Genomic DNA, 24630 nt, shown 5'->3' on the forward strand with positions numbered 1-24630 from the left:
TTCCATTTATGTAGTCCATTACTACCTTCTTCTTGAATTCATAACTGTATTTTGACATAAAAATACCGACCTCCAAAATTAGATTTTTTAGGTCTAACTTTTGGGGGTCGGGTCATTACTTTACGATATTGACTGCTGTTTTTATATTGTTCTATTTTCTTTTCTTTATTAATTACGGTTTAACAAAATACTTTTATAGTTACTTGGCAAAACAGTTTGCTAAACTATATTTAAAATCTTTTGAATTTAAATTATTATACAGTAAACTCTGTCAATAATCAATAATTTTCTTCGTGAATTTCAAAGTATGACTGTGGGTGAGCGCACACAGGGCAAACCTGCGGAGCTTTCTCTCCTACTACAATATGACCGCAGTTACGACATTCCCATACCTTAACTTCACTCTTTGCAAACACTTCCTGCATTTCAACATTATGGAGTAATGCACGGTAACGCTCTTCGTGTGCTTTTTCAATAGCACCGACCATACGGAATTTCTTTGCGAGTTCAGGAAATCCCTCTTCCTCCGCTGTCTTTGCAAAACCTTCGTACATATCAGTCCACTCGTAATTTTCGCCCTCTGCAGCTGCGGCAAGATTTTCTGCTGTACTGCCAATACCGTTCAATTCTTTAAACCACATCTTTGCATGTTCTTTTTCATTATCTGCTGTTTTCAGAAATAATGAAGCTATCTGCTCAAATCCGTCTTTCTTAGCCTTTGACGCAAAGTAAGTATATTTATTTCTTGCCTGTGATTCACCTGAAAAAGCCTCAAGTAAATTTTTCTCTGTCTGTGTACCGGCATATTTATTTGCCATAAAGTTCAACCCTTTCTAATTCATATTTTCTATAATTATCATATAAATCAGTAACGATTACTGTATTTATATGATATACTATTCTCGAGTATTTGTCAACACTTTTCCGAAAAATTTTTCAAAAAATAAAAAGGCAACTTTTACATTTTCTTTCTACCAAATTATAAAGTTTTAATTTTACACAAGCTCTATCGGAGCAAGCTGCGGAAATATATTTCTCAATACCGTATATATCATTATCGCTATAAACGCACCCCATAAAAAGTATTTGCTGTGTACAAATGTGCGCAGTTTTTTTCCGAAAGCTCTGAAAACGAGTTCAATATAAAGTACAAATAATGCAGCAAGAGAAACTATAACCAACGGATTTTGCTTTAACGACAATATAACATCTCCGTGAATGAGCGCATAAACCGCTCTTGTACAGCCGCATCCGGGACAGTAAATTCCTGTAAGCTCGTATAAATAACAAGACGGTAATGTTATGTATCTGAAAACATACAACGAAAACAAATACGCCATACCAACAGATGCAAACGGTAATATAAATACCAATATTTTTTGATATGTTTTATATGGAGTAATTATTTATACCACCTCGTATATAAACTTGCTGTAAAAATTAATAATAATTATAGCTGCTTGAACCGCTGAATAAAGCAGCACCTGTTGCTGCTGAAATAATAATCATAATAATCATAATACCTAATGCAATAGCAGACAAGATAAGCTGTGCTCTTGCAAAATTCTTAAGTGACTTTTTAGGTGTGCTGCCAAAAGCCCAAACAAACATCATAATAAGATAAACAATAGGGCCTACGCACGGAATGATATTAAGGCAGAAAATTCCAATCCAGTGAAGAACAGAAACATGCTCTTCGTCATTGCTCATATTGTTATAGTTAGGCTGCTGATAAGACGGAGTCTGATTGTAACCTGTGCCGTAAGAATTCTGATAATTTTGATTGTTGTCAGTCCCATATGGTCGCTGGTAATCCTGTGCGGAATAGTTTTGCGAACCGTATGGCTGCTGATAGTCCTGTGCAGAATATGTATTCTGATTTTGCTGTGGATTTTGGTTATTGTTCCAAGAATCGTTGTTGTAATTGTCCATAGTTTTCCTCCAAATTTTAATAAGCCACAAAAGCAAATTAATATAACCTACTCAATATAATTATAAAATACAGTTATTTTAATGTCAATAATTTATTGAAAATATTATAATTTTACAAACCTGCTTAATATGTAATCTCCACAGGAGCAAGTGCGGGAAAAATATTTCTTAAAATTGTATAAACAATCAATAAAGCAAACATTATCCATATAAAACCTTGCATATTAATAAATGTATTGATTTTTTTACCAAAAGCACAGAGTACGAACTGAATATACAGAATAAGCACAATAACTATTCCAACCGCTAAAAAAGCATTTTGCCTTAGCGAAAGCAGAATATCTCCGTTAACAAGCGCATATACCGCTCTTGTCGCTCCACAGCCGGGGCAATACAAACCTGTAAAATGATGTATATAACACGGTGGCAATGAAATGTACTTAAACGCAAAAGCACAAATCAGATAACACAAAAAAAGTAAGGCAAACGGTAAAATTAAAACCAAAATTTTTTGATATGTATTGTACGGCTTAATAATAAAAATCACCTCAAAGCAAAACAAGCAGACATATAGTCCGCTTGTTGCTTGCTATGTAATAAAATTAATAGTAAATTAGGAAATTGAACTGATAAATGCGCCTGAAACAATTTGAGTAATAAGAAGTATTGCCCATATTACTAAAGCAATAATAGAAAGAATGATACCTGCAGTTGCAAGTCCGTTATTTTCAGGCTTTGCCTTTTTAGAATTAATACCAAGAATAAGACCAACTATACCGCAAGGAGCACAACAGCAAAGACCTATAATACCGAGTACAAGTGATGCAGTAGCATTATTCTTTGCGCTTTTATCCTCTACAGGATACTGATTGTAGTTAGGATACTGCTGCTGATAGTTATTCTGATTGTAGTTATTGTAATCAGGCTGTGAACCGTATGGCTGCTGATAATCATTTGCACCATATGACTGCTGCTGATAACCCTGATTATTGTCTGTACCGTAAGGCTGCTGGTAACCCTGATTATTGTCTGTACCGTAAGGCTGCTGGTAACCCTGATTTGAGTAGTTATTCTGCTGTGGATCCGGGCCGTTGCCCTGTGGGTTATTCCAAGAATCGTTGTTGTAGCCGTTATTGTTGTAATTGTCCATCTTTTTCCTCCATAAATTTGTAAGCATAAAATCAGCAAACCACTGTAAATATACATAATTTACCTTAATGTTTATTATAAAGTACAAATCAACAAATGTCAACAATTAATTAACAAATGCCACAAATTAATACATATTTATTTACAGTTCAATACTCATAGTGGCAAAAGCATTAAGGTCTGTGCTTGCAATATTTCCGCTTAAAAATTCATAATATCCCTGCGAGCCAACCATTGCCGCATTGTCACCGCAAAGAGATTTTTCGGGCATATAAAAAGCAAGTCCGTGCTTATCACATTCTTCCTGTAAAGAAGAACGCAAAAGTCGGTTTGCAGACACACCGCCCGCAATAACCAGCTTGTCAACCTTTAAATCTTCTGCCGCTTTCAAAAAATTGGTTTTTAAACAGTCAACAACCGCATATCTGAAAGATGCGCAAACATCTGCCTTGTTAAGTTCTATGCCCTTTTGCGCAGAATTATGAATTAGATTTATTACAGCTGTTTTAAGTCCCGAAAAGCTGAAATCATACTGTGAACCGCTTACGGTAGGTCTTGGCAACTTAAATGCAAAAGGATCGCCGTCCTCTGCTACCTTATCAAGTGCAATTCCGCCCGGATACGGCATACCCATAGTTCTTGCCGCTTTATCAAATGCCTCGCCTGCCGCATCATCTCTTGTTTTGCCGATAATGCGCATTTTTGTGTAATCCTCAACCATTACAATATGACTGTGACCGCCCGAAACAACAAGGCAAAGAAACGGCGGTTTTAAATCGGGATTAGAAATATAATTAGAGGCAATGTGCGACCTTAAATGATGGGTCGGAACAAGCGGAAGTCCTGTTGAAAGAGAAAGTCCCTTTGCAAAATTAACTCCTACAAGCAAAGCCCCTATAAGACCCGGTGCATATGTAACCGCAATTGCATCTATTTCTTTTAAAGTAAGTTCTGCCTGCTCAAGCGAGTTTTTTACAACAGGCACTATTGCCTCGGCGTGTCTGCGGGATGCAATTTCGGGAACAACACCGCCATACAGTTTATGCTCCTCAACCTGAGAGGCAACAACAGAGGATATAACTTTTCTTCCGTCCTCAACAACCGCTGCTGCGGTTTCGTCACAAGAGGACTCTATTGCAAGTATCTTCATAAAAATAATCCTTTCGTTTTATCAAAAATACTTTGTCATCAGTATTGCGTTTTCGACAGGTTCAGAATAATAATTCTTTCTCTCCCCCACCTTAACAAAGCCTGCGTTTGAATACAGTCTTATTGCATTTTCATTGGATTGCCTTACCTCAAGAGTCAAAAAAGCCAGGCTGTTTTTCTTGGCAAAGGTAACAAGAGTATTTATCAAAGCCGTACCTATGCCCTTTTTTCGTGCGTTTTCATCAACCGCCACATTAAAAATATATCCTTCGTCAACAACAACATTCATTCCTATGTAGCCGAGAACCTTATCGTCCTCAACACTTACATAAAAATGCGAGCCGTTGTTTTTTAGTTCAGACTCAAGACTTTTTAATGACCACGGATGAGAAAAGCATTTATTTTCAATCTCTGCCACCTGTAAAAGGTGGCTTTCTTTCATTTCTTCAATTCTCATATTGCTTTAAAATTTCCTTAACGGCACTGCAAATTTCATCTCGGCACTGTCTGTAAACCTCAACGCCGCACATATACGGGTCGGCAACATTAATAACCTCGATTTTATCGGCAGGAACAGCGCACTGCGTCATAAGAAAAAACTTGTGGCTAGTCGACATACAGTAGAATTTATCGTATTCGTCAAGTTTTTTATCGGAATAAGCCGTAGAATGCATATCCGAAATATCAATACCGATTTCTTTGCAGACTTCAACCGAATTTTCAGAAACAGGCATACCCGTAACGGTTGTTGTACCCATACTCTCTGCCCTTACGGCAAGTCCTTTTTCCTCTGCAAAACGGTTAAAAACAGCCTCTGCCATAGGGCTGCGGCAAGTATTGCCTGTGCATACAAACATAATTTTATTTTTTGGCATCATACCAAGTCCTTCCGACAGCAGCGTCGGCGGTAAGAGGAACAGAAAGTTTTACGGCGTTTTCCATTTCCTCCTGCAACAGCTTTGCCACTGTTTCCTTTTCATTTTCGGGAGCCTCGACAATCAACTCATCGTGCACCTGCAAAATAAGTCTTGCCTGCAAGCCCTCTTTTTTCATTCTTTCGTCAACTTTAATCATTGCGATTTTGATAATATCTGCGGCAGTGCCCTGAATCGGCATATTTCTTGCCACACGCTCACCGAAAGCTCTCATCATATGCTTGCCCGAGCTAAGTTCAGGCAAATATCTTCTTCTGCCGAACATTGTTTCAACATAACCGTCACGCTTTGCTTTTTCAACGACATTTTTCATATATTCGTCAACACCGCTGTAATGAGCGAGGTAGTCTTTAATATATTTAGATGCCTCTTTATTGGTTACTTTAATATCCTTGGCAAGTGAGTAAGCACCGATTCCGTAAACTATACCGAAGTTTACCGCCTTGGCACGACTGCGCATTGTAGGAGTAACCATTTCAACAGGCATATTAAAAACCTGTGACGCTGTAATAGTGTGAATATCGGCATTCGTATTAAATGCCTCTATCATATTCTTATCGCCCGAAATATGAGCAAGCACTCTTAATTCAATTTGAGAATAATCGGCATCAACAAGCACCCAACCCTCTCTTGCGGCAAAAAACCTTCTCAATTCTCTGCCGATTTCTGTACGGACAGGGATATTTTGTAAATTAGGCTCTGTTGAGCTGATTCTTCCCGTTCTGGTTTCGGTTTGATTAAAACTTGAGTGTATTCTGCCGTCCTCGGCAATAACCTTTAACAGCCCCTCGCAATAGGTTGAATAAAGTTTTGCAAGCGTACGATACGAAAGCACCATTTCAACCGCAGGATGTTCGTAGCGCAGACTTTCAAGCACCTCTGCGTTTGTACTGTAGCCGCTTTTTGTTTTCTTCTTACATGGAAGTCCTAAATCTTCAAAAAGCGCCTTGCCAAGCTGTTTCGGAGAATTTATGTTAAATTCATAACCGATACTTGTGTATATCTCATTTTCAAGATTTTTTATCTGTTCGTGCAATATCTTGCCGTAGTCCTCTATACCCTGCCTGTCAACGGCAAATCCGATGTTCTCCATTTTAGCAAGCACCTTTGCAAGAGGAATTTCAATATCTGTCAACAGCTTTTCCTGTTCGTTTGTATCTATATCTTTCTTAAGTTTTTCGCAAAGCACATCATACACGGCAAGAGCAGAAAGTTCCGAAAACTTCTCGTTTTTCGGAAGCGTTATTCCGTAACCGCCGCATAAATTTTCGTCACTGTAATCTTTTGATGACGGCTCAATAAGATATGCCGCAAGTTCAATATCAAACGCAAGCGATTTTACTTCAATATTCTTCTTATCGGCATAAGCAAAAACTGTCTTACTGCCGTGAGTAAATTTCAAAATTTCTTCATTTTCAAGAAGTTTGTCGAAAAATTCGTTATCCTTAACAATATAAACTTTACCGTCAAAAAGAATATTGCAAACAGGATTTTCTATATCAGAAAAATCAGTTTTAAAATATACCTTACCCTGTTTTTTAATATTCTCATACAGAACATTAGCATCTGCATTTTCTACAACTTCAAAGTTCTGCACAGCTGCAGGCTTTTCCTCCGCTGTCGGCATTTCTTTTAATCCGAGTTTGTCGATAAGCGAGAATAGCTCAAGTTTTGCCATAAACCTCGCACATTCTTTGGGGTCTTTTAATTCTACTTTGTAATCCTCAACATTTGTATTGATAGGAACTTCGCAGAAAATCTCACCGAGCATACGGCTTAACTTCGCATTTTCCTCGGAATTTTTAAGTTTATTTCTGATTCCGTCCTTAACATCTATCTCGTCAATATGGCTGTAAATGTAATCAATACTGCCAAAGCGTGAAATCAAATCGCCTGCACCCTTAGGACCGATTCCCGCAACACCGGGAATATTATCGGACGAATCGCCTTGAATAGCCTTAATTTCTATAAGCTGTTTTGGTGTAACACCGTAATCCTCAAGAATTTTTGCGGGTGTATAACTGATGTCTTGCTTGTTTGTGCAGAGATGCACTGTTGTTGTATCGGAAACAAGCTGTAAGCTGTCACGGTCACCTGTCGCAATCACACATTCGTTGCCGTTTTTCTCGCAAGCCTTTGCAAATGTTCCCAAAATATCGTCGGCCTCATATCCCTCGCAGGTCACAAGAGTATAACCCAAAAGCTGTAAAAGCTCTTTTAGCGGTTTAATCTGTGAGGCAAGCTCTTCCGGCATACCTTTTCTTGTTGCCTTGTAGCCTGCATATGCCTTGTGGCGGAAAGTAGGAGCTTTAAGGTCAAAAGCAATAGCTACCGCATCGGGATTTTCTTCGTTTTTTATTTTTGTGAGCATTGTAAGAAATCCGTAAATCGCATTTGTAAACTGACCGTCTTTTGTTGTAAGCGGTCTTATACCGTAAAAAGCACGGTTTACTATACTGTTTCCGTCAATAACAAGCATTCTCATAGCTTATACATCACATCCATTACTTTTCCGTTTTTAATATAAATTCTCGGTACACGCTTGCCTACAAGGCAAACTACTTCATAGTTAATAGTATCAGTATTTTTTGCAAGGTCATCGGCTGTCATTTCGCCGTTTTCGCCTGTTCCGAAAATCACTACCTCGTCACCGATTTTTACATCTTCAATATCGGTAACATCAATCATAGTCTGGTCCATACATATTCTGCCCACAATTTTTGCTTTTTTACCGTTGACAAGCATATATCCGTCCTTTGCGTTCTGACGAATAAAACCGTCGGCATATCCAATCGGAACAGTTGCAATCTTCATATCTTTAGGAGCGGTAAATGTTCTTCCGTATGAAATATCAGCACCCTTTTTAAGATTTTTTACATATGCAACCGTTGATTTTAAAGTCATTGCGGGAATAAGATTTAAATTATTCTGAATTTTATACGACGGAGCAAGTCCGTAAAGTATAATACCCGCTCTTACCATATCGCAATATGTATGCTCGTAATCTTCAATAGCACCGCTGTTTGAACAGTGGCAAATCTTAATGTTAATTCCCGATTCTTTAAGTTTATCCCTTACATAAGAAAAGCAACTGTACTGCTTTTCTGTAAAGTCTTTGCCGTCCTCGGCTTCATCCGACACACAGAAATGAGTAAACATACCCTCAAGCTCAAGATTTTTTAGAGTGCAGGCTGTTCTGATTTCTTCGACAGAATAATCATCTCTCGGAAATTCCTGACACATAAAACCTATTCTGCTCATACCGGTATCAACTTTGATGTGAATTTTACAAACCACATTCTGCTCACAGCAAGCCTGAGAAAGCATTTTTGCGTATTCAAGGCTGTAGACCGCTTGAGAAATGTTATATTCCGAAAGTCGTTTAGCTTCATTTGCAGGAGTAAAGCCTAAAATTACAATAGGCAATTTTGCGCCTGCCTCACGGATTTCAATACCCTCGTCAATATTTGAAACGGCAAAAAAGTCAGCGCCAAGTTGCTCATAGAGTTTAGACAGTTCAACGGCGCCGTGACCGTAACCGTCTGCTTTTATAACGCAGCAAATCTTTGCTCTGCCGCCGACTTTGTTTTTTATTTCATTAAAATTATGCTTAATTGCATCAAGCGATACCTCTGCCCAGGTTCTCTTTAAGTAATCCATCAAACTACCTCTTTTATTTTTATTCGCATCTAATTTAATACCGTAAACATCTGTATTTTTACAAATCAAATTGTACTGTCTTAAATATTTATTATAATACTTTTACACCGATAAATCAATCCATATTGACAAAGAAAAACTGAGTGCTAAAATATTAGTAGATTACGCACAAAAGGTTGATTTTATGGAAATAAATATTCGCAAAGCAGTCATAAGCGATTACCCTGCCATGGTTGAAATCTGGAACGAAGTTGTAGAGGACGGAATAGCCTTTCCGCAGCTTGATTTACTTGACGAAAACAGCGGTGCGGAATTTTTCGGTTCACAAACATATTGTGCGGTTGCGGAAAATACCGAAAGTCACGAAATTTTAGGCTTATACATTCTTCATCCCAACAATGTAGGCAGATGCGGTCACATTTGCAACGCAAGCTATGCTGTAAAAAGCAGTGCAAGAAATTTACATATCGGTGAAAAGCTTGTTTCGGACTGCCTTGTTCAAGGCAAGGAAAACGGATTTACAAAAATGCAACAACTGTAGTTAAAACAGAAATGTTGGAATATCATTTCAATAATTTAGGAGGTTGGGCAGGAGATTTATAAACGTTAATGATTAATACTTATATTCAATTGGACGGTAGTGATAATTATGATGAATTTTATAATAAATTTTATCAATTAATTGGTGACAATGATTTTTCATTATCTATGAAGGATTTGTATGCTGATACAGATGCATATAATATCTACACTTTATTAGATGGAACCTCAAATTGTTTAGCTGATTCAACTAAAACATATTATAGTGATGGTTACAAAAAAAGATATAGTTCATTTACAAATAATTGGAACAGAGAAACAATATTAAACCTTGTTAAAACCTATACAAATACTAATTATCTTTTAGATATAGATATGTTAAGGTGGCCATTATTCAATGAATCAAATAAGGTTGATGGAACTGAATATTATAATTTTTCAGAAAATCAATCGAATGCATCTGCCGAGGCTTTTACTGACTTTTTGATGCATCAGTTGCAAAAGGAGAGATAATATTGAAGTTTAAAATTATCGTCATAATCGAAACGATTATTATTGTATTTTTATTTTTATTGTTGCCTTTATCTTGCAGTTATATCAGTGAACATACAACAATAAAAGATCCACAATGGTTCAGAGAAGTTTCTCCCGATGAACAACACACTATTGTAGCTAATTTTATCGGCAACAATACTTCGGAAAGAATCTGCGTTCAAATAATGATATTTAATGAAAATCATGAAACGTCAACTATGATGATTACTGTGGATAATGACGGTGATGTTCCGGATGAAAAAAACTACAGATTGGAATGGCATGATGAATATGTAAAAATAACGACCATCAATAATAAAGGGAGTGAAAAATCCTTTAGATTATATTGGGAGGATTTGAATTTCAGCAGTAGCACATATGATGAATCCAATAGGTTTTTATTCGACTGGTAATTTTTCATTTAATAAAGCCCATGAAAACCAACTGTGGTGATTATAGTAAATAATATAGTTTATCAGCCAGAAGGGGCTGTCGCAAATGAGTGAAATTTGCAACAGTCCCTATTTTTTTGATAGATTAAGTTTTAGTAAGAATGAAATTTTAAAAAAGTTGAAAATATCTTCAATGGCATACGCACTAATTCAGAGGGTGGATAAAATTTCCATCCTCTTTTTTCGGATTGTTTACTTTTCTTAACGCTATGCGATTTTTTTCTCAAATAAAGGTTTGTGAAAACGGTCAGATTTTGTTCGGTTCCATAGTTTTTGAATATTGAAAGCGAATGCAAGAAGAAAAAATTGCGTTTCGGTCTTTTTTTTCCTCTCGTTAAAAATCTTCTAAATGCAAAGTCTTGCTTGATTACTCCGAATGCTCCCTCTACCTGAATTGAACGGTTCATTCTCAGGATAATACCCTCATCTGTAGTTATCCGTTGTGTGGCTTCCTTCTTCTGCCTTGCCATTGTCGGAGAAAACGCTATCTTTCGATTTTCATATTTTCCCTTGTAGCATTTTTCTCGGTGCGGACAGCCTGAACAGTCCTCACATATATAATTTCTCCTTGTTGTTTCATATCCATTCTGACTTTTGCGTTTGCTATCATAAGCAAAGATCAGCTTTTTGCCATTAGGACACACAAAGTAATCTCCTGTTTCATCGTAAAAGAGATTCTCTTTGCGGTAAATATCATTCTTGTATTTTCGCTTTTTGCTAATCTCATAATCGGCAGGCTTGATATACGCATTTTGTTCTTCCGATTCAAGATATGTGTAATTTTCCTCACTTGCATATCCTGCATCTGCTATGATATTTTCGTATTTCTTTTCGGTGTTTTTTCGTATTCTCTCTAGAAACGGTATCAGTGTAGTTGTGTCTGTGGGATTAGGAAACAAGCCTACTCCGACAATATATTCGCTCTCTACTCCTATCTGTACATTGTATCCCGGCTTGAGCTGTCCGTTGAGCATATGATCCTCTTTCATCCTCATAAAGGTCGCATCCGTATCAGTTTTTGAATAGCTCTTTCTCTTGCCGCATATTTCTAGACTTTTGTTGTAGTTGTCCAGTCTTTCAAGATAACTGTAAAGTTTCTCGTAATCCCGTTGCAGCTGCGTTTTGTGTTTGCCTCATCCATGTACAAATTCAATATTAAGCAATTGAATTGAACAGTTCAGAAACTCAATTACCTCTTCCAAATTACTTCCGTCGGCTAATCCGTATTTTTCACAAATAGAAGCCAGTTCCTGATTAATTTTATTTTTTAATTTTTGTAGATTCTTTTCTACCGCCTTCGCCCAGACAAAGGTATATCTGTTGGCATTGGCTTCTATTTTTGTACCGTCTATGAATATGTTTTTGTAAGAAATTTCGCCTAAATCACAGAGTTTTTCAACCAATTGACAGAACAACTCCTCAATTACTCCGGCAAGCCTTTCATTTTGAAATCTTGCAAAGGTTGAGTGGTTCGGAACAGGTTCCTCCTGCAAAAGCCACATAAAGCGAATATCATTTTTGCATGCTTTTTCAATATCCCTGCTTGAATAAATGCCGTTCATATATGCAAACACAAGTATCTCAAACAAAACTGCCGGATCTATTTTTCGCCAGCTTCTCAGGTACAAAGAATAGAGCTTTGTGTAATCTAATTCATCACATATTTCCGCTAATTTTCTTACCGGATCATTTTTCTCGATTTTTATTTCTAAATTTAATGGTAAAACCAATTGATTTCTGCTTCTCATTGTTGTATAATTTACTTGCTTTCTTTGTGGTTTTGTTTGCAATTAAATTATACTATAGAAAGCACTAACCGGGCAACCCTTTCGGGCTACCCGGCTTTTCTTTTTGGAGCTGTTATTGCGACAGCACCCTTAATTTTTATTTTAATGCGTCAATAGCTGCTGTAATGAGTGCAATCTGCTCTCTTTCCTTTGCAGCCTGACCCTTTACTTTTTCGATAACGGCTTCAGGTGCTTTTGCAACAAAGCCTGCATTGTTAAGCTTACCCTCGCTCTGTGCAAGTCTTTTCTTAACCTGCTCAAGCTCCTTGTTAAGTCTTGCAATTTCTGCGTCTTTGTCAACAAGTTCGCTAAGCGGAATATAAATCTTTGCATCAGCGGTAACAACCGTTACTGCACCGTCAATGTCAAAACTCTCCGCAATTTCAACTTCATTTGCAGAAGCAAGTTTCTGAATGAAAGGTGTGCCGTTGGTAAATGTATCCGCAAACTTAGTTGCAACATAAACCTTAGCTTTCTTTGACGGCGGAACATTCATCTCACTGCGGCGGTTACGGATAGCACGGATAGCGTCCATAACTCTTTCCATTTCGGCAACATCCTCCGGGAAGTCAAGTTCTGCCTTGAACTCCGGATACTTAGCAAGCATAACGGTTTCACCCTCGTGAGGAATAGTCTGCCAAATTTCTTCTGTTACATACGGCATAAACGGATGGAGAAGTCTTAAAATCTGATCAAGTACATAAAGAAGTACCTGTCTTGCATTTTGAGCGTCCTCGCCGTCACCCGAAAGTCTTGTCTTAGCAAGTTCAATATACCAGTCGCAGTAACAATCCCAAATGAACTCGTAAACTTTCTGAACAGCAATACCAAGCTCAAATTTTTCAAGGTTTTCGTTTACTTCCTTAGCTACTGTATTGAACTTAGAAACAATCCACTTGTCCTCTGTAGTAAGAGTGTCGGGAAGTTTGTTCTCAACATCATAATCGTCGATATTCATATGAACATAACGGGCAGCATTCCAAAGCTTATTAGCAAAATTAGCGCAAGCCTCAATACGCTTTTCCGAATATCTGATGTCATTTCCCGGTGAGTTACCCGTTACAAGCAGGAATCTGAGCGCATCGGCACCGTATCTGTTGATAACATCAATCGGGTCAGGACCGTTACCAAGTGACTTAGACATCTTTCTGCCAAGCTCATCTCTTACAATACCGTGCATAAATACGGTCTTGAACGGTGCTTGACCTGTCTGCTCAATAGCAGAGAATATCATTCTTGCAACCCAGAAGAAAATAATATCATAACCGGTTACAAGTGTATTTGTAGGATAGAAATACTCAAGCTCAGGTGTCTTGTCAGGCCAGCCGAGTGTTGAGAACGGCCATAAAGCCGAACTGAACCATGTATCAAGAGTATCTTCGTCCTGATGCAAATGATTTTTACCGCACTTAGGGCAAGCTACGGGAGTTTCCTTTGCTACGATAACCTCACCGCAATCGTCACAATACCAAGCAGGAATTCTGTGTCCCCACCAAAGCTGACGGGAAATACACCAATCCTTGATGTTCTCCATCCAGTGATAATATACTTTTTCAAATCTTTCCGGAATAATCTGTGTCTGCTTTTCCTTAACACACTTGATTGCAGGCTTTGCAAGAGGTTCCATTTTTACGAACCACTGCTTTGACACTCTCGGCTCAACAGTTGTCTTACAACGGTAGCAAGTACCTACATTGTGAGTGTGAGGCTCAATCTTAACGAGGAAACCGCCCTCTTCAAGGTCTTTAACGATTGCTTCACGGCACTCGTATCTGTCCATACCCTGATATTTTCCGGCATTTTCGTTCATATGGGCTGTATCGTCCATAACATTGATTACCTCAAGGTTATGTCTTAAGCCGACTTCAAAGTCGTTAGGGTCGTGTGCAGGAGTAATTTTAACTACACCTGTACCAAAATCCTTTTCAACATATGCATCGGCAACAACAGGAATTTCTCTGCCTACAAGCGGAAGAATAAGTGTTTTGCCTACAATGTCTTTATATCTTTCATCATCGGGATTTACCGCAACCGCAGTATCGCCCAAAAGTGTTTCAGGTCTTGTTGTAGCAAGCTCAACATAACCGCTGCCGTCCTTTAACGGATAGCGGAGATGCCAGAAAAAGCCCTCCTGCTCTGCAAAATCCACCTCTGCGTCTGAAATTGATGTACAGCAATGCGGGCACCAGTTGATAATACGCTCACCACGGTAGATAAGTCCTTTATTGTAAAGTTTTACGAAAACTTCCTTAACCGCCTTAGAACAACCCTCGTCCATTGTAAAGCGCTCACGCTGCCAGTCACAGCTTGAACCGAGTTTACGGAACTGACGGGTAATTCTTCCGCCGTACTCTTCTTTCCACTCCCAGGCACGTTTGAGGAAACCCTCTCTGCCTAAATCATCTTTGGTAACGCCCTCTTTGCGCATAGCCTCAACAATTTTAGCCTCTGTCGCAATAGACGCATGGTCTGTACCCGGAAGCCAAAGTGCAGCATAGCCCTGCATTCTTCTCCAACGAATGAGAGTATCCTGAAGTGTAAGGTCAAGTGCGTGACCGATATGCAGCTGACCTGTAATGTTTGGCGGCGGCATAACGATTGTGTATGGTTTTTTATCTTTGTCAACTTCTGCATGGAAGTAGTTGCCCTTCATCCAGAAATCATAAATTCTGTCCTCAAACTCAGACGGTTTGTAGGATTTAGCAAGCTCCTTTGCCATAATCATATCTCCTTACAATTTATTCGGGCAGATTACCCGACAAATATACCTTTATATTATCGCATTTTGCTTGCAATTTGTCAATTATGCAGAGATAAAAAATCATAGTAATTAATCATATTCAAAACATTTTGTGTTATAAGAATTATGTTGACAGTCAAATTTTGAAATGCTACAATACTTATAGCTTACTTTAACTTAAACGAGGTGTTCTTATGCAATATACTATAGGTGAAATTTCAAAAAGACTTGATATGCAGCCGTCAACTCTTAGATATTATGACAAAGAAGGACTTATGCCGAATGTACAGCGTACAAACGGCGGTATCCGCATTTTTGACGATTCCGATTACGAGTTATTAACTCTCATTGAATGTCTTAAAAGAACAGGTATGTCGCTTAAAGACATCAAAGTTTTTATAGACTGGACTCTTGAGGGGGATTCTTCAATTGACAAGCGACTTGAGCTTATCAGAAAGCAAAGAGATGCCGTACTTGCTCAAATGGAAAAACTGAATGAAACTCTCGGAATTTTAGATTACAAATGCTGGTATTACGAAACTGCGCAAAAAGCCGGCACTTGCAAAATTCATGATACACTAAGCGCCGACGATATACCGCAGGAACTGAAAAAAGCGGTGTCGAAACTTAAAGGTCACCAGTAATTCATATAAATTCATATAAATTCTTACAATTTGCACATTCATATCATTAATATGTTAGAAATACTTTACATTCCGTAAATTGACTAAAAACGCAAAAAATGATAAAATAATATATATTATATCAATATCGGGATGTGTCACAATGAAATTTATTATAAAGCGCACCTTACCTGTTTTCTTATCACTTTTTGCTGTAATTTTTCTTTTCAGCGGTTGCGGTGATAAAAGCGAAAATGAGGTGTTAAAGGGAAAATGGGTCCCTGTATCTGCCGTTATCGACGGAGAAACCGTACAATACAGCGAGCTTGAGCTTAAGGACGGATATTTTGAATTTAATTTTAAAGGAAACGGCAGCTGTACCGCAACGCTTGCGGGTATTGAATATAAAGGCAGTTATGTTTTCAGCGGCACAAGCGTTGACGCTACACTAAACGGCAACAGCGAAAAGCTGAGTTATGAAGCGACAAGGCAAACTCTCACCTATTCGTACGATAACACAACATCATTTACATTTATAAAAGACCAGAATTAAAACTTTCCCCTGCATATTTTTGAGTATGCAGGGGAATTTTTATGCTTCTGTTTTATTGTTAATCTGTTTTTGGTATAACTTTTTCATTAATACAACCGAAATAACGGCAGACAAAATCTCTGCAACAGGTACGGAAAGCTAAATTATCCATTCGCCGCAAATTGATTTATTGACAAGCACAGTAAATATCCATGCAAGAGGCAATACAAACACAAGTTGTCTGCAAACTGAAACTATCAGCGACTGCATTCCGCCGTTAATTGCCTGAAACATTCCCTGAAAAGCTATGTTAATGCCGGCAAATATAAAACTTGCAGAAACAATCCGCATTGCGCCGATACATAAAAATTGTGTTTCACCCGAAAGTCCAAAGGCACTTGAAAGCGGATTAGCTATAATTTCTATTACCGCCAGACCTACAAACATTATTACTGTTGTGTAAATTGAGCCGAATTTTATACTGTCGTCAATTCTCTTTTTACTCTTCATTCCAAAAGCATATGACATAATCGGAGTTATGGCGTCCCTTAATCCGAACGCTGCAAAAAGTATGAATTGCTGTATTTTATAGTACAATCCGTAAGCTGTTACCATCGCCTCACTGACCGTACCCAAAATAAGATTAAAGCCGTAAGTCATAACCGACATAAGTGCCTGTGCAATTATTGCAGGCAAACCGATTTTGTAAATGTTCAGTATTGTATTTGCCGACGGCTTAATGTTTTTAACATTATTGGTTATATCTTTGTTAAACTTTATATGAAAAATAAAAGCAACCGCAAGTGAAATAATTTGACCGATAACCGTAGCGTATGCAGCACCCTTTACACCGAATTTCGGACAGCCTAACAAACCGTAAATCATAATAGGGTCAAGAATAATATTTGCAACTGCGCCGCAAATCTGTGCAATTGTCGAAAATACCGATTTGCCTGTTGCTTGTAAAAGTTTTTCATAAAGAGAGAAAAATACAAGTCCAAAAGAATATACGCAGCATATTCTTAAATAATCACACGCCATTTCTAAAACAATTCCGTTTGCAGTCTGCGTGCCGATATATAATTTAACACCGAACAATCCGAATATTAAAAACACTGCGTAAATAACAACAGCAAGAAATACACCGTTACCCGCAGCCTTATCGGCATAGTTTCTGTTACCCTCTCCAAGGCTTTTTGCTACAAGAACATTAACACCCACACCTGTACCTATGCCGATTGCAACTATTAACATTTGCAAAGGGAAGGCAAGCGTAAGCGCATTAAGCGCAAGTTCACCGTTATCTTCCATATTAGATACAAAAGCACTGTCAACAATATTATAAACTGCCTGCAGTACCATAGAAAGTATCATAGGAACACCCATTCTAAGCATAAGGCTTTTAACAGGCAAAATTTCCATTTTGTCTTTTTCTTTTATTTTTTTCATAAAAACACCTCTTAAAACAAAAAAGTGCTGCACTACTGATTGGAATTACGCAGTAGTGCAACACATCTTTATATATTATACTATTTTAGTTTTGCAGATGTCAAAGGAAGTTTTCACTAAATAATATCAGTTATTCTTTGAAATTATTATCTGAAGATTAGTAATATCGTTGATATCTATTATTCCGTTGCCGTCAATATCGGCATTATCAAAGCTGACGGTATCATTTATATCAACAAAATCCGAACCGTCCTCTGCTTTTTTGCCTGCCACAAACAACTGAATAACTGTTATATCGGCAACATCTATATTACTGTCATTATTCACATCGCCCTTGCTTTTTGCAAATAACGATATGTCAGTATTACTGCCGATATTTTCTTCTTTAACAACAACTTCCGTTACCGTCGAATCGTAAAAATAACCGACAGCGGATTTTTTCTGCTTAATATAATAAGTGCCAACCTGTAACGGCTTAGCAAATTCGGCTATACCGTTATTGTCTGTTATTGCCGTATCAATAAGATTTTGACATTCCACATCTGAAAACAATTCAAACTCCGCACAGTTTATCGGGGCTTTAAACTCATTTGTAAGATTTACTCTTACTGTCGAAGTATCCAACTTTATTGGTGTATTTTCAGCTTGAGCATAATAAACCGTAAGACCGCTCCATGTATATTGATAAACATTATCAATAATTATTCTGTCAGAGAATAATTCAAAGCCTTTCGGAGCAACAACCTGCTTTGCGTAATAATTACCGTACGGCATATAAAGAGCTGAATCGAATGCACTTTCATTCCATTTAATATTATTTACATCGTCGGTTTTCTCTTTTGAGGTTGCGCATACCCAGCCGTCTTCGCCTGTTTTCATATAACCGCAAAAAGTGTTATCGGAATTATAAACTTCATAAACCGCACCGCTAAGTGAATAATTTTCATTATTATCGGTGAATTCGGAATAAGATGACACATTCTGAATACGGAGTGCTATTTTAGGCGTCTTGTTTATTTTGCTTAATTTATGGTTATTTTCATTTACAGCTACACCTGCATAGTATCTTTCCGTACCGCCCCATGTCAATGTAGACTTTTCAAATTTATATACCGTGTTGTCTGCAACATACCCGTTCGGTGTTTTTGTTTCTTTGCACCAATAAGAAGTATTTGCAACAGGCACACCTCTCGCAACCGCACTTGATGAAGAATACTGTTGACTGCTCGTCAGACCAAATGCACCGAATCCGTCAGACTGCGGTACAATTTTTCCGACAGGCTTTCTACAAGCCGAGTCAGCATAAACCGTGTATTCAAACTGTGAATAATCGTATGAAGTACCCTTTAATCCGCTTTGTGTGCTGTTAAGCTGAATATTAAGATCAATACCGTTTGAACAACCTGTTTTATATACATACAATCCGTAGCAAGTACCCCTCGGTTCAATATTTGTGATTGTATTTACATTTTTATATTGAGAATGCCAGAACTTGTTATTTTTTGAATTATTGCCGTAAAAAATACCGACATGAGCGTCAGCCGTACCGAGCATAAAAATAATATCGCCTTTTTCAAGCACTCCGCTGTTCAATGCATTATTAATGGCACTTGTACCGTCAAAATAATATGTCTTGATATTGTTATTGCTCGCCCAATTAATCCATGTATCCTGACCCGTATCATAAGCCGCATACGAATAACTCGGAATATGAGTGTTTGCGTATGCATAGCTTACCGACTGACCCTTTTGTGCCTTGGTATTTGCAAGCGACTTGTAAAGTATATGCCATACAAATCCTGTGCAGTTCATCTGCGGCTTGTACGATGAACCGTTAAGCTCGTCTTGTCTGCCGTAACCTACACAGTAATATCCGCTGTTTGGTGAATATAAATCTGTATTAAAGTAACCTTTGGTATCTCCTTTTGGTGTACGATGGTCGCCCGATGTATATTTTGTACCGAGATAATAATCAGTACCTACAGATGAATCATAATTTTTAGAAACAGTGTAAGTCTGATAATCATTGCTTGAATCATTATCGTGATTTACAATCCATTTGTAGTATTCGGCAGTATCTATTCCCAATGCTTCGCATACGGTTTTACTGCCCCATTTGCTGTAAGAAACCGATTCTGTTACTTCTGCGCCAAATGCAGTAACTGTAGAAGAAAATGCAAGCACGGCAGTCAGCGTAATTGCAGATAATTTTTTTATTCCTCTCATTTTCATTCCTCAATTCAAAAAAATTCTTTATCAAAAATTGTGGGAAAGTATGGTTTAGCGCACGAGTTAAACCATAATCTATTAATGTTACCACAACATTTAAAATAGGACATTAAAACAAAACTTTAAAAGGGCGACAGAATAGCTCTGCCGCCCTATGACTTCATTATGTTATGCTTTTAGATAGCACGAACACGGATTACACCTTCAATAGCTGCAATAGCAGCAGCGTTTTCAGGGTTACCGCCTGCAACATCAATAATTGCATAAGCGTAGTCGCCACGGCTCTTTGAAAGCATATTTTCTACATTGCCTTTTACCTCTGAAAGTACCTTCTTAAGAAGTTCAGGTACATTCTTGTGCATTACGCAGAAACGAACATTCTCTGTATTTGTTCTTGCAAGTGAAAGTGCAGGATAGTTTACAGAATTTACGATGTTACCGTTTTCGAGGTACTCTTTAAGCTCATCGCAAGCCATAATTGCGCAGTTATCTTCACTTTCGGGAGTTGATGCACCGAGATGTGGAAGACAAATGATATTCTCTTCGCCGATAATATCATCAGTTGCAAAGTCTGTTACATACTTAGCAACCTTACCGCTCTTAACAGCCTCAAGAACAGCTGTTGAATTTACAAGACCGTCACGGCTGAAGTTGAGGATACGAACGCCGTCTTTCATCTTAGCAATCATATCTGCATCAACCATATCCTTAGTGTCAGCTGTAAGAGGAACATGGATTGTAAGGTAATCACAGTTTACCATTACATCTTCGCCGCTCTTCATAAGCTTAACGGCAGGATTGAGCTTTAATGCGTTTGTTACAGACATAAACGGATCAAAACCGATTACATCCATACCGAGTGCAACGGCACAGTTGGCAACAAGAATACCTATAGCGCCAAGGCCGATAACACCGAGAGTTTTGCCCTTAATTTCAGGACCTACAAACTGGCTCTTGCCTTTTTCTACCATCTTACCTACTGCGTCACCGTTACCTTTGAGTGTCTTTGCCCAGTCTGCACCCTCCATTACTCTTCTTGAAGAGAGTAAAAGACCTGCAATTACAAGCTCTTTAACAGCATTTGCATTAGCACCCGGAGTATTGAAAACCACAATACCCTTTTCAGAACAAACATCTTTAGGAATGTTGTTTGTACCTGCGCCTGCTCTTGCAATGGCAAGGAGATTATCTTCAAACTGCATATCGTGCATAGCGGCACTTCTTACGAGAACTGCGTCAGGATTCTGAACATCGTCACCGTAAGCGTAATTGTCACCAAGGCGGCTTGTGCCAACGGCAGCAATTTTATTGAGAGTAAGTATATTAAACATTGTATTCATCCTCTTTTATTTTATTTAAAGCAGATTGTTTGAGCAAAAATTACTTGTTTTCTGCCTCAAACTTCTTCATAAAGTCAACAAGAGCAACTACACCCTCATATGGCATAGCATTGTAGATAGAAGCTCTCATACCGCCAACTGTACGGTGACCCTTGATGTTTACAAGACCTGCCTCTGTTGCCTCTTTAACAAACTTAGCATCAAGGTCAGCATTGCCTGTTACGAACGGAACATTCATAAGTGAACGATCCTCAGGGACAACAGTACCCTTAAAGAGTTCTGAATTATCAAGGAAGTCATAAAGAAGTTTAGCCTTTTTCTCGTTAAGCTCTTTCATCTTATCAAGACCGCCAACCTCATTCTTAATCCACTCAAGAACAAGCTTTGCAATATAAATTGTGTAGCAAGGAGGTGTGTTGAAAAGTGAATCTGCGTCAGCGTGAGTCTTATAATTAAGCATTGTCGGGCAGATATCCATAGCATTGCCGATAAGATCCTCACGAACAATTGCGATTGTAAGACCTGCAGGAGCCATATTCTTTTGAGCACCTGCAAAGAGTGCGCCAAACTTAGTTACATCAATAGGCTCTGAAAGAATACAAGATGAAATATCTGCAATAAGCGGAATATCGCCTGTATCCGGAAGTTCGTGATAAACAGTACCGTAAATAGTATTGTTCATACAAATATACACATAGTCGGCGTCCTCTCTGAACATTGACTTATCTGTCTTAGGAATATAAGAGAAAGTTTTATCCTCCGAAGAAGCAACAGCCTTAGCGTCGCCATAGCGAGCAGCCTCTTTGTAAGCTTTTTTAGCCCACTGACCTGTGATTATGTAGTCAGCCTTTTATTGTTCTTGTTCATAAAGTTGAGTGCTACCATTGCAAACTGTGTAGAACCGCCGCCCTGGAGGAACATAACCTTGTAGTTGTCAGGAATGTTCATAATCTCACGAAGTAAAGCTTCAGCGTCCTTAATGATTTTATCATATGTTTTGCTGCGGTGTGACATTTCCATTACACTCTGTCCGCTGCCCTGATAATCAAGCATTTCATCTGCTGCTGTCTTTAATACTGCCTCCGGAAGCATTGAAGGACCGGCAGAAAAGTTATATACTCTTGCCATATTAAAAATCTCCCTTGAAAATATATTTTATTTACAGTTTTAACTAATACTGACTATTAAATTATACCGCCAACTTTTAGCAAAGTCAACAATATTTGGTGTTTAATACATAAAAACAACAATTTATTGTATTATTTCTTAATTTTGCCTATGCAGCCGATAATTTCGTCACGCATACGAACCGCCTCGTTGTAAGCAGCCTTTGCAAAATCATTCTCGGTAAGGCCCTGTTTTTTCCATGCGCACATAATACCACGGCTTGAATTGATGATTGCGCCAAGACCGTTTTCATCAAATGCGTTTTTAACATCATTTGCACCGCCGCCCTGTGCACCGTAACCCGGTACAAGGAAAAATGTGTGCGGACATTTAGCTCTCATTTCGGCAAGCTGTTCGGGATATGTTGCACCGACTACTGCGCCGACACCCGAGTAACCGTATTTGCCCTCAAGCTTTGTTCCCCACTCTTCGCACATTTTACCCATTTGCTCATAAACGGTTGTGCCGTCATCAAGTTTCTTATCCTGTAATTCGCCAGAACTTGGGTTAGATGTCTTAACAAGTACAAAAATGCCCTTATCACCGCTCTTGCAGATATTAACAAGCGGTTTGATACCGTCTGTGCCGAGGTAACCGTTTACTGTAAGTGCGTCTGCACCAAAAGCCTCTACCTCTTCGCCTGCAACTGTGGTTGAGCCGAGGTGAGCGGCAGCGTAAGCCTCCATTGTTGTACCGATGTCGTTACGCTTACCGTCTGTAATAACAAACATACCCTTTGACTTTGCATATGCAATAGTGTCGGCAAGTGCCTTTACACCCTGCCAGCCGTACATTTCATAGTAAGCTGCCTGCGGCTTAATTGCAGGAACTACCTCATAAAGAGCGTCAATAAGAGCCTTGTTGAACTCAAACAAAGCGGCAGCCGCACCCTCAAGAGTTTTGCCGTACTTTGCAAAGCACTCCTCTTTGATAAATTCAGGTACATAGTCAAGCTTTGGATCAAGACCTGCAACTGTAGGATTCTGCATTTCTGCGATTTTATCAATAAGTCTGTCAAATGCCATTTTTTACTCTCCTTTTAAATTCAGTAATAACGCTTACGATATTACTTTTATCTCTATTCCCAATACGCCGTATTTTTCCTGCTGTTTTGCCGAATAATATGCAAGCATATCTTCGGGTGAGGCAGTCTTTACATCTCCCTTTGTATACCCGCATTTAAGTAAAGGAAGAACAGCGTATAATTCTTCAAAAGACTTAAATTTATAAATATTAACAATTTCCGTTTTTAATGTTTTTCGGTTGTCTTCCGTATTTATAAAAGTAATTTCATCTCCGACATTAATCAGTCTGCGTTTTTCGTCATTAAGTCTTAACTCAATGGTTTTTTCTCTGCTTTCAATCATTGCAAACGGAGATGGATTTAATCTCATTATATGCTGCATCAGCTGTTGATAATGTCAAAAAGCTCGTGAGCAAAGTTTGTATAATCTTTTCTGTCATCTTTAACAAATGAAATAGCCGGACGAGGGTGAGTATTATACTGACCTGTAAGCATATAAGGAACATCGTATCCCCACTTAACTCCGCTTTCTCTGAACTGCTGTGTATACTCAAGCATCTTGAGAATCGGGTCAACCTTGTACTTAGGATTTTTGAGGAAACCTAAGAGTAGCTCAAGTGCGCAGTTGCCTGCACCTCTGCCCATACCGTCTACTGTTGCGTCAAGGTAGCTGACACCCTGTGTCATAGCCTCAATAGTATTTGCAAAAGCAAGCTGCTGGTTGTTGTGTGCATGAATACCGACTGACTTGCCGTACTTTTCACCGTATGAACAATATAACTCTGCGAGTTTTCTTGATTCTTCGGGATATAAAGCGCCGTAACTGTCTACAATATAAAATGCGTTTACAGGGCTTTTGCCGAGAATATCAAGAGCTGTAATAATATCCTCTGTTCTCGCCTTTGAAACAGCCATAATGTTGATTGTGGTTTCATAGCCTTTCTTTGCGCAGTCCTCAATCATTTCTACTGCCGCAGGAATTGTGTTGATATATGTTGCAATTCTTACAAGGTCAATCGGACTTTCGTTCTTTGGAAGAATGTCATTCTTAAAATCTGTTCTGCCAACATCAGCCATAACTGCAATCTTAAGGTCTGTATTGTTTTCGCCAACAACTTCTCTTATGTCGTCATCGTTGCAGAATTTCCACTTGCCAAATTCTTTTTCGTTAAAAAGCTCTTTAGATGCCTTGTAGCCGAACTCCATATAGTCAACGCCTGCTTTTACATTTGCGTTATATAAAGCCTTAACAAATTCGTCGGGAAACTCAAAATTATTACAAAGTCCGCCGTCACGAATTGTAGCGTCAACAACTCGTATATCTTCTCTTACTGATAACAAATCACCTTTTTGTGCCATTTTGCCAAATCTCCTTTAATCTGCGAGCG

Annotated in this window: 23 protein-coding genes and 1 pseudogene; 5 read left to right on the plus strand and 19 right to left on the minus strand. The window is 38.4% G+C overall.

Annotated features, from left to right (window positions below; all coding sequences use genetic code 11):
• Window positions 1-278: 278 nt before the first annotated feature.
• The 9 genes from rbr to alr all read right to left on the minus strand — a co-directional run bounded on the left by rbr (window position 279) and on the right by alr (window position 8825).
• Window positions 279-818, minus strand: coding sequence for a rubrerythrin (rbr, locus tag I2E21_RS08985; protein ID WP_022234411.1), 540 nt, complete (start codon window positions 816-818; stop codon window positions 279-281).
• Window positions 819-995: 177 nt separating this feature from the next.
• Window positions 996-1340 (minus strand): DUF2752 domain-containing protein, encoded by a 345-nt coding sequence (locus I2E21_RS08990; protein ID WP_186935911.1) that lies wholly within the window; start codon window positions 1338-1340, stop codon window positions 996-998.
• 100 nt (window positions 1341-1440) lie between these two features.
• On the minus strand, window positions 1441-1932 hold the full coding sequence (locus I2E21_RS08995; RefSeq protein WP_195411115.1) for a hypothetical protein: 492 nt from the start codon (window positions 1930-1932) through the stop codon (window positions 1441-1443).
• A 613-nt stretch (window positions 1933-2545) separates the two neighbouring features.
• Window positions 2546-3082, minus strand: a complete 537-nt coding sequence (locus I2E21_RS12315) for a DUF4190 domain-containing protein (RefSeq protein WP_195411117.1) — start codon at window positions 3080-3082, stop codon at window positions 2546-2548.
• A 141-nt stretch (window positions 3083-3223) separates the two neighbouring features.
• On the minus strand, window positions 3224-4231 hold the full coding sequence (tsaD, locus tag I2E21_RS09010) for a tRNA (adenosine(37)-N6)-threonylcarbamoyltransferase complex transferase subunit TsaD (protein WP_022234414.1): 1008 nt from the start codon (window positions 4229-4231) through the stop codon (window positions 3224-3226).
• 21 nt (window positions 4232-4252) lie between these two features.
• The gene (gene rimI, locus I2E21_RS09015; protein WP_178585992.1) at window positions 4253-4687 is read right to left on the minus strand and encodes a ribosomal protein S18-alanine N-acetyltransferase; all 435 of its coding nucleotides are present in this window, start codon (window positions 4685-4687) and stop codon (window positions 4253-4255) included.
• Window positions 4677-5108 carry a protein-tyrosine-phosphatase gene (locus tag I2E21_RS09020; RefSeq protein WP_022234416.1) on the minus strand — a complete coding sequence of 144 codons (432 nt, stop codon included), beginning with the start codon at window positions 5106-5108 and terminating at the stop codon, window positions 4677-4679. The genes rimI and I2E21_RS09020 overlap by 11 nt, the downstream gene beginning before the upstream one ends.
• Window positions 5092-7650, minus strand: a complete 2559-nt coding sequence (gene polA / locus I2E21_RS09025) for a DNA polymerase I (RefSeq protein ID WP_195411118.1) — start codon at window positions 7648-7650, stop codon at window positions 5092-5094. The genes I2E21_RS09020 and polA overlap by 17 nt, the downstream gene beginning before the upstream one ends.
• The gene (alr, locus tag I2E21_RS09030; protein WP_195411119.1) at window positions 7647-8825 is read right to left on the minus strand and encodes an alanine racemase; all 1179 of its coding nucleotides are present in this window, start codon (window positions 8823-8825) and stop codon (window positions 7647-7649) included. Before alr ends, polA begins: the two co-directional genes overlap by 4 nt.
• A gap of 184 nt (window positions 8826-9009) precedes the next feature.
• Here alr and I2E21_RS09035 point away from each other — a divergent pair, with 184 nt between their 5' ends.
• The 3 genes from I2E21_RS09035 to I2E21_RS09045 all read left to right on the plus strand — a co-directional run bounded on the left by I2E21_RS09035 (window position 9010) and on the right by I2E21_RS09045 (window position 10312).
• Window positions 9010-9366, plus strand: a complete 357-nt coding sequence (locus I2E21_RS09035) for a GNAT family N-acetyltransferase (RefSeq protein ID WP_195411120.1) — start codon at window positions 9010-9012, stop codon at window positions 9364-9366.
• Between the two features lie 68 nt (window positions 9367-9434).
• Window positions 9435-9878: a VWA domain-containing protein gene (locus I2E21_RS09040; protein ID WP_022234420.1), complete on the plus strand. Its 444-nt coding sequence runs from the start codon at window positions 9435-9437 to the stop codon at window positions 9876-9878.
• 2 nt (window positions 9879-9880) lie between these two features.
• The gene (locus tag I2E21_RS09045; protein WP_195411121.1) at window positions 9881-10312 is read left to right on the plus strand and encodes a hypothetical protein; all 432 of its coding nucleotides are present in this window, start codon (window positions 9881-9883) and stop codon (window positions 10310-10312) included.
• A gap of 131 nt (window positions 10313-10443) precedes the next feature.
• Here I2E21_RS09045 and I2E21_RS12570 read toward each other — a convergent pair whose 3' ends face one another.
• The 3 genes from I2E21_RS12570 to I2E21_RS09055 form a co-directional block, all read right to left on the minus strand.
• Window positions 10444-11346 (minus strand): transposase, encoded by a 903-nt coding sequence (locus I2E21_RS12570; RefSeq protein WP_333780934.1) that lies wholly within the window; start codon window positions 11344-11346, stop codon window positions 10444-10446.
• A 138-nt stretch (window positions 11347-11484) separates the two neighbouring features.
• Complete coding sequence (locus tag I2E21_RS12575; RefSeq protein WP_347708281.1) at window positions 11485-12099, minus strand: transposase; 615 nt, start codon at window positions 12097-12099, stop codon at window positions 11485-11487.
• 136 nt (window positions 12100-12235) lie between these two features.
• A complete protein-coding gene (locus I2E21_RS09055; RefSeq protein WP_195411122.1) occupies window positions 12236-14857 on the minus strand; it encodes a valine--tRNA ligase in 2622 nt (873 codons plus the stop codon).
• Between the two features lie 215 nt (window positions 14858-15072).
• Between I2E21_RS09055 and I2E21_RS09060 the strand changes: the two genes are divergently transcribed.
• On the plus strand, window positions 15073-15522 hold the full coding sequence (locus I2E21_RS09060) for a MerR family transcriptional regulator (protein ID WP_195411123.1): 450 nt from the start codon (window positions 15073-15075) through the stop codon (window positions 15520-15522).
• 142 nt (window positions 15523-15664) lie between these two features.
• Window positions 15665-16054, plus strand: a complete 390-nt coding sequence (locus tag I2E21_RS09065) for a hypothetical protein (protein WP_186935889.1) — start codon at window positions 15665-15667, stop codon at window positions 16052-16054.
• Window positions 16055-16192: 138 nt separating this feature from the next.
• On the opposite strand, the gene I2E21_RS09070 is transcribed toward I2E21_RS09065, so the two are convergent.
• The 7 genes and pseudogenes from I2E21_RS09070 to I2E21_RS09100 form a co-directional block, all read right to left on the minus strand.
• The gene (locus I2E21_RS09070) at window positions 16193-17482 is read right to left on the minus strand and encodes an MATE family efflux transporter (RefSeq protein WP_207735329.1); all 1290 of its coding nucleotides are present in this window, start codon (window positions 17480-17482) and stop codon (window positions 16193-16195) included.
• A gap of 126 nt (window positions 17483-17608) precedes the next feature.
• On the minus strand, window positions 17609-19708 hold the full coding sequence (locus I2E21_RS09075) for a SpaA isopeptide-forming pilin-related protein (protein ID WP_195411124.1): 2100 nt from the start codon (window positions 19706-19708) through the stop codon (window positions 17609-17611).
• A 179-nt stretch (window positions 19709-19887) separates the two neighbouring features.
• On the minus strand, window positions 19888-21042 hold the full coding sequence (locus tag I2E21_RS09080) for a 3-phosphoglycerate dehydrogenase family protein (RefSeq protein ID WP_186935885.1): 1155 nt from the start codon (window positions 21040-21042) through the stop codon (window positions 19888-19890).
• Between the two features lie 49 nt (window positions 21043-21091).
• Window positions 21092-22179, minus strand: a pseudogene (gene serC, locus I2E21_RS09085) (3-phosphoserine/phosphohydroxythreonine transaminase).
• A gap of 131 nt (window positions 22180-22310) precedes the next feature.
• Window positions 22311-23243, minus strand: a complete 933-nt coding sequence (gene pyrF / locus I2E21_RS09090; protein WP_195411125.1) for an orotidine-5'-phosphate decarboxylase — start codon at window positions 23241-23243, stop codon at window positions 22311-22313.
• 33 nt (window positions 23244-23276) lie between these two features.
• Window positions 23277-23612, minus strand: coding sequence for an ASCH domain-containing protein (locus I2E21_RS09095; protein ID WP_243240614.1), 336 nt, complete (start codon window positions 23610-23612; stop codon window positions 23277-23279).
• Window positions 23613-23623: 11 nt separating this feature from the next.
• Entirely contained in the window at window positions 23624-24601 is a 978-nt protein-coding gene (locus tag I2E21_RS09100) for an aldolase catalytic domain-containing protein (RefSeq protein WP_195411127.1), read from the minus strand.
• Between the last annotated feature and the right edge of the window lie 29 nt (window positions 24602-24630).

The organism is Ruminococcus sp. BSD2780120874_150323_B10 (genome assembly GCF_015553695.1).
GTDB lineage: Bacteria > Bacillota > Clostridia > Oscillospirales > Acutalibacteraceae > Ruminococcoides > Ruminococcoides intestinale_A.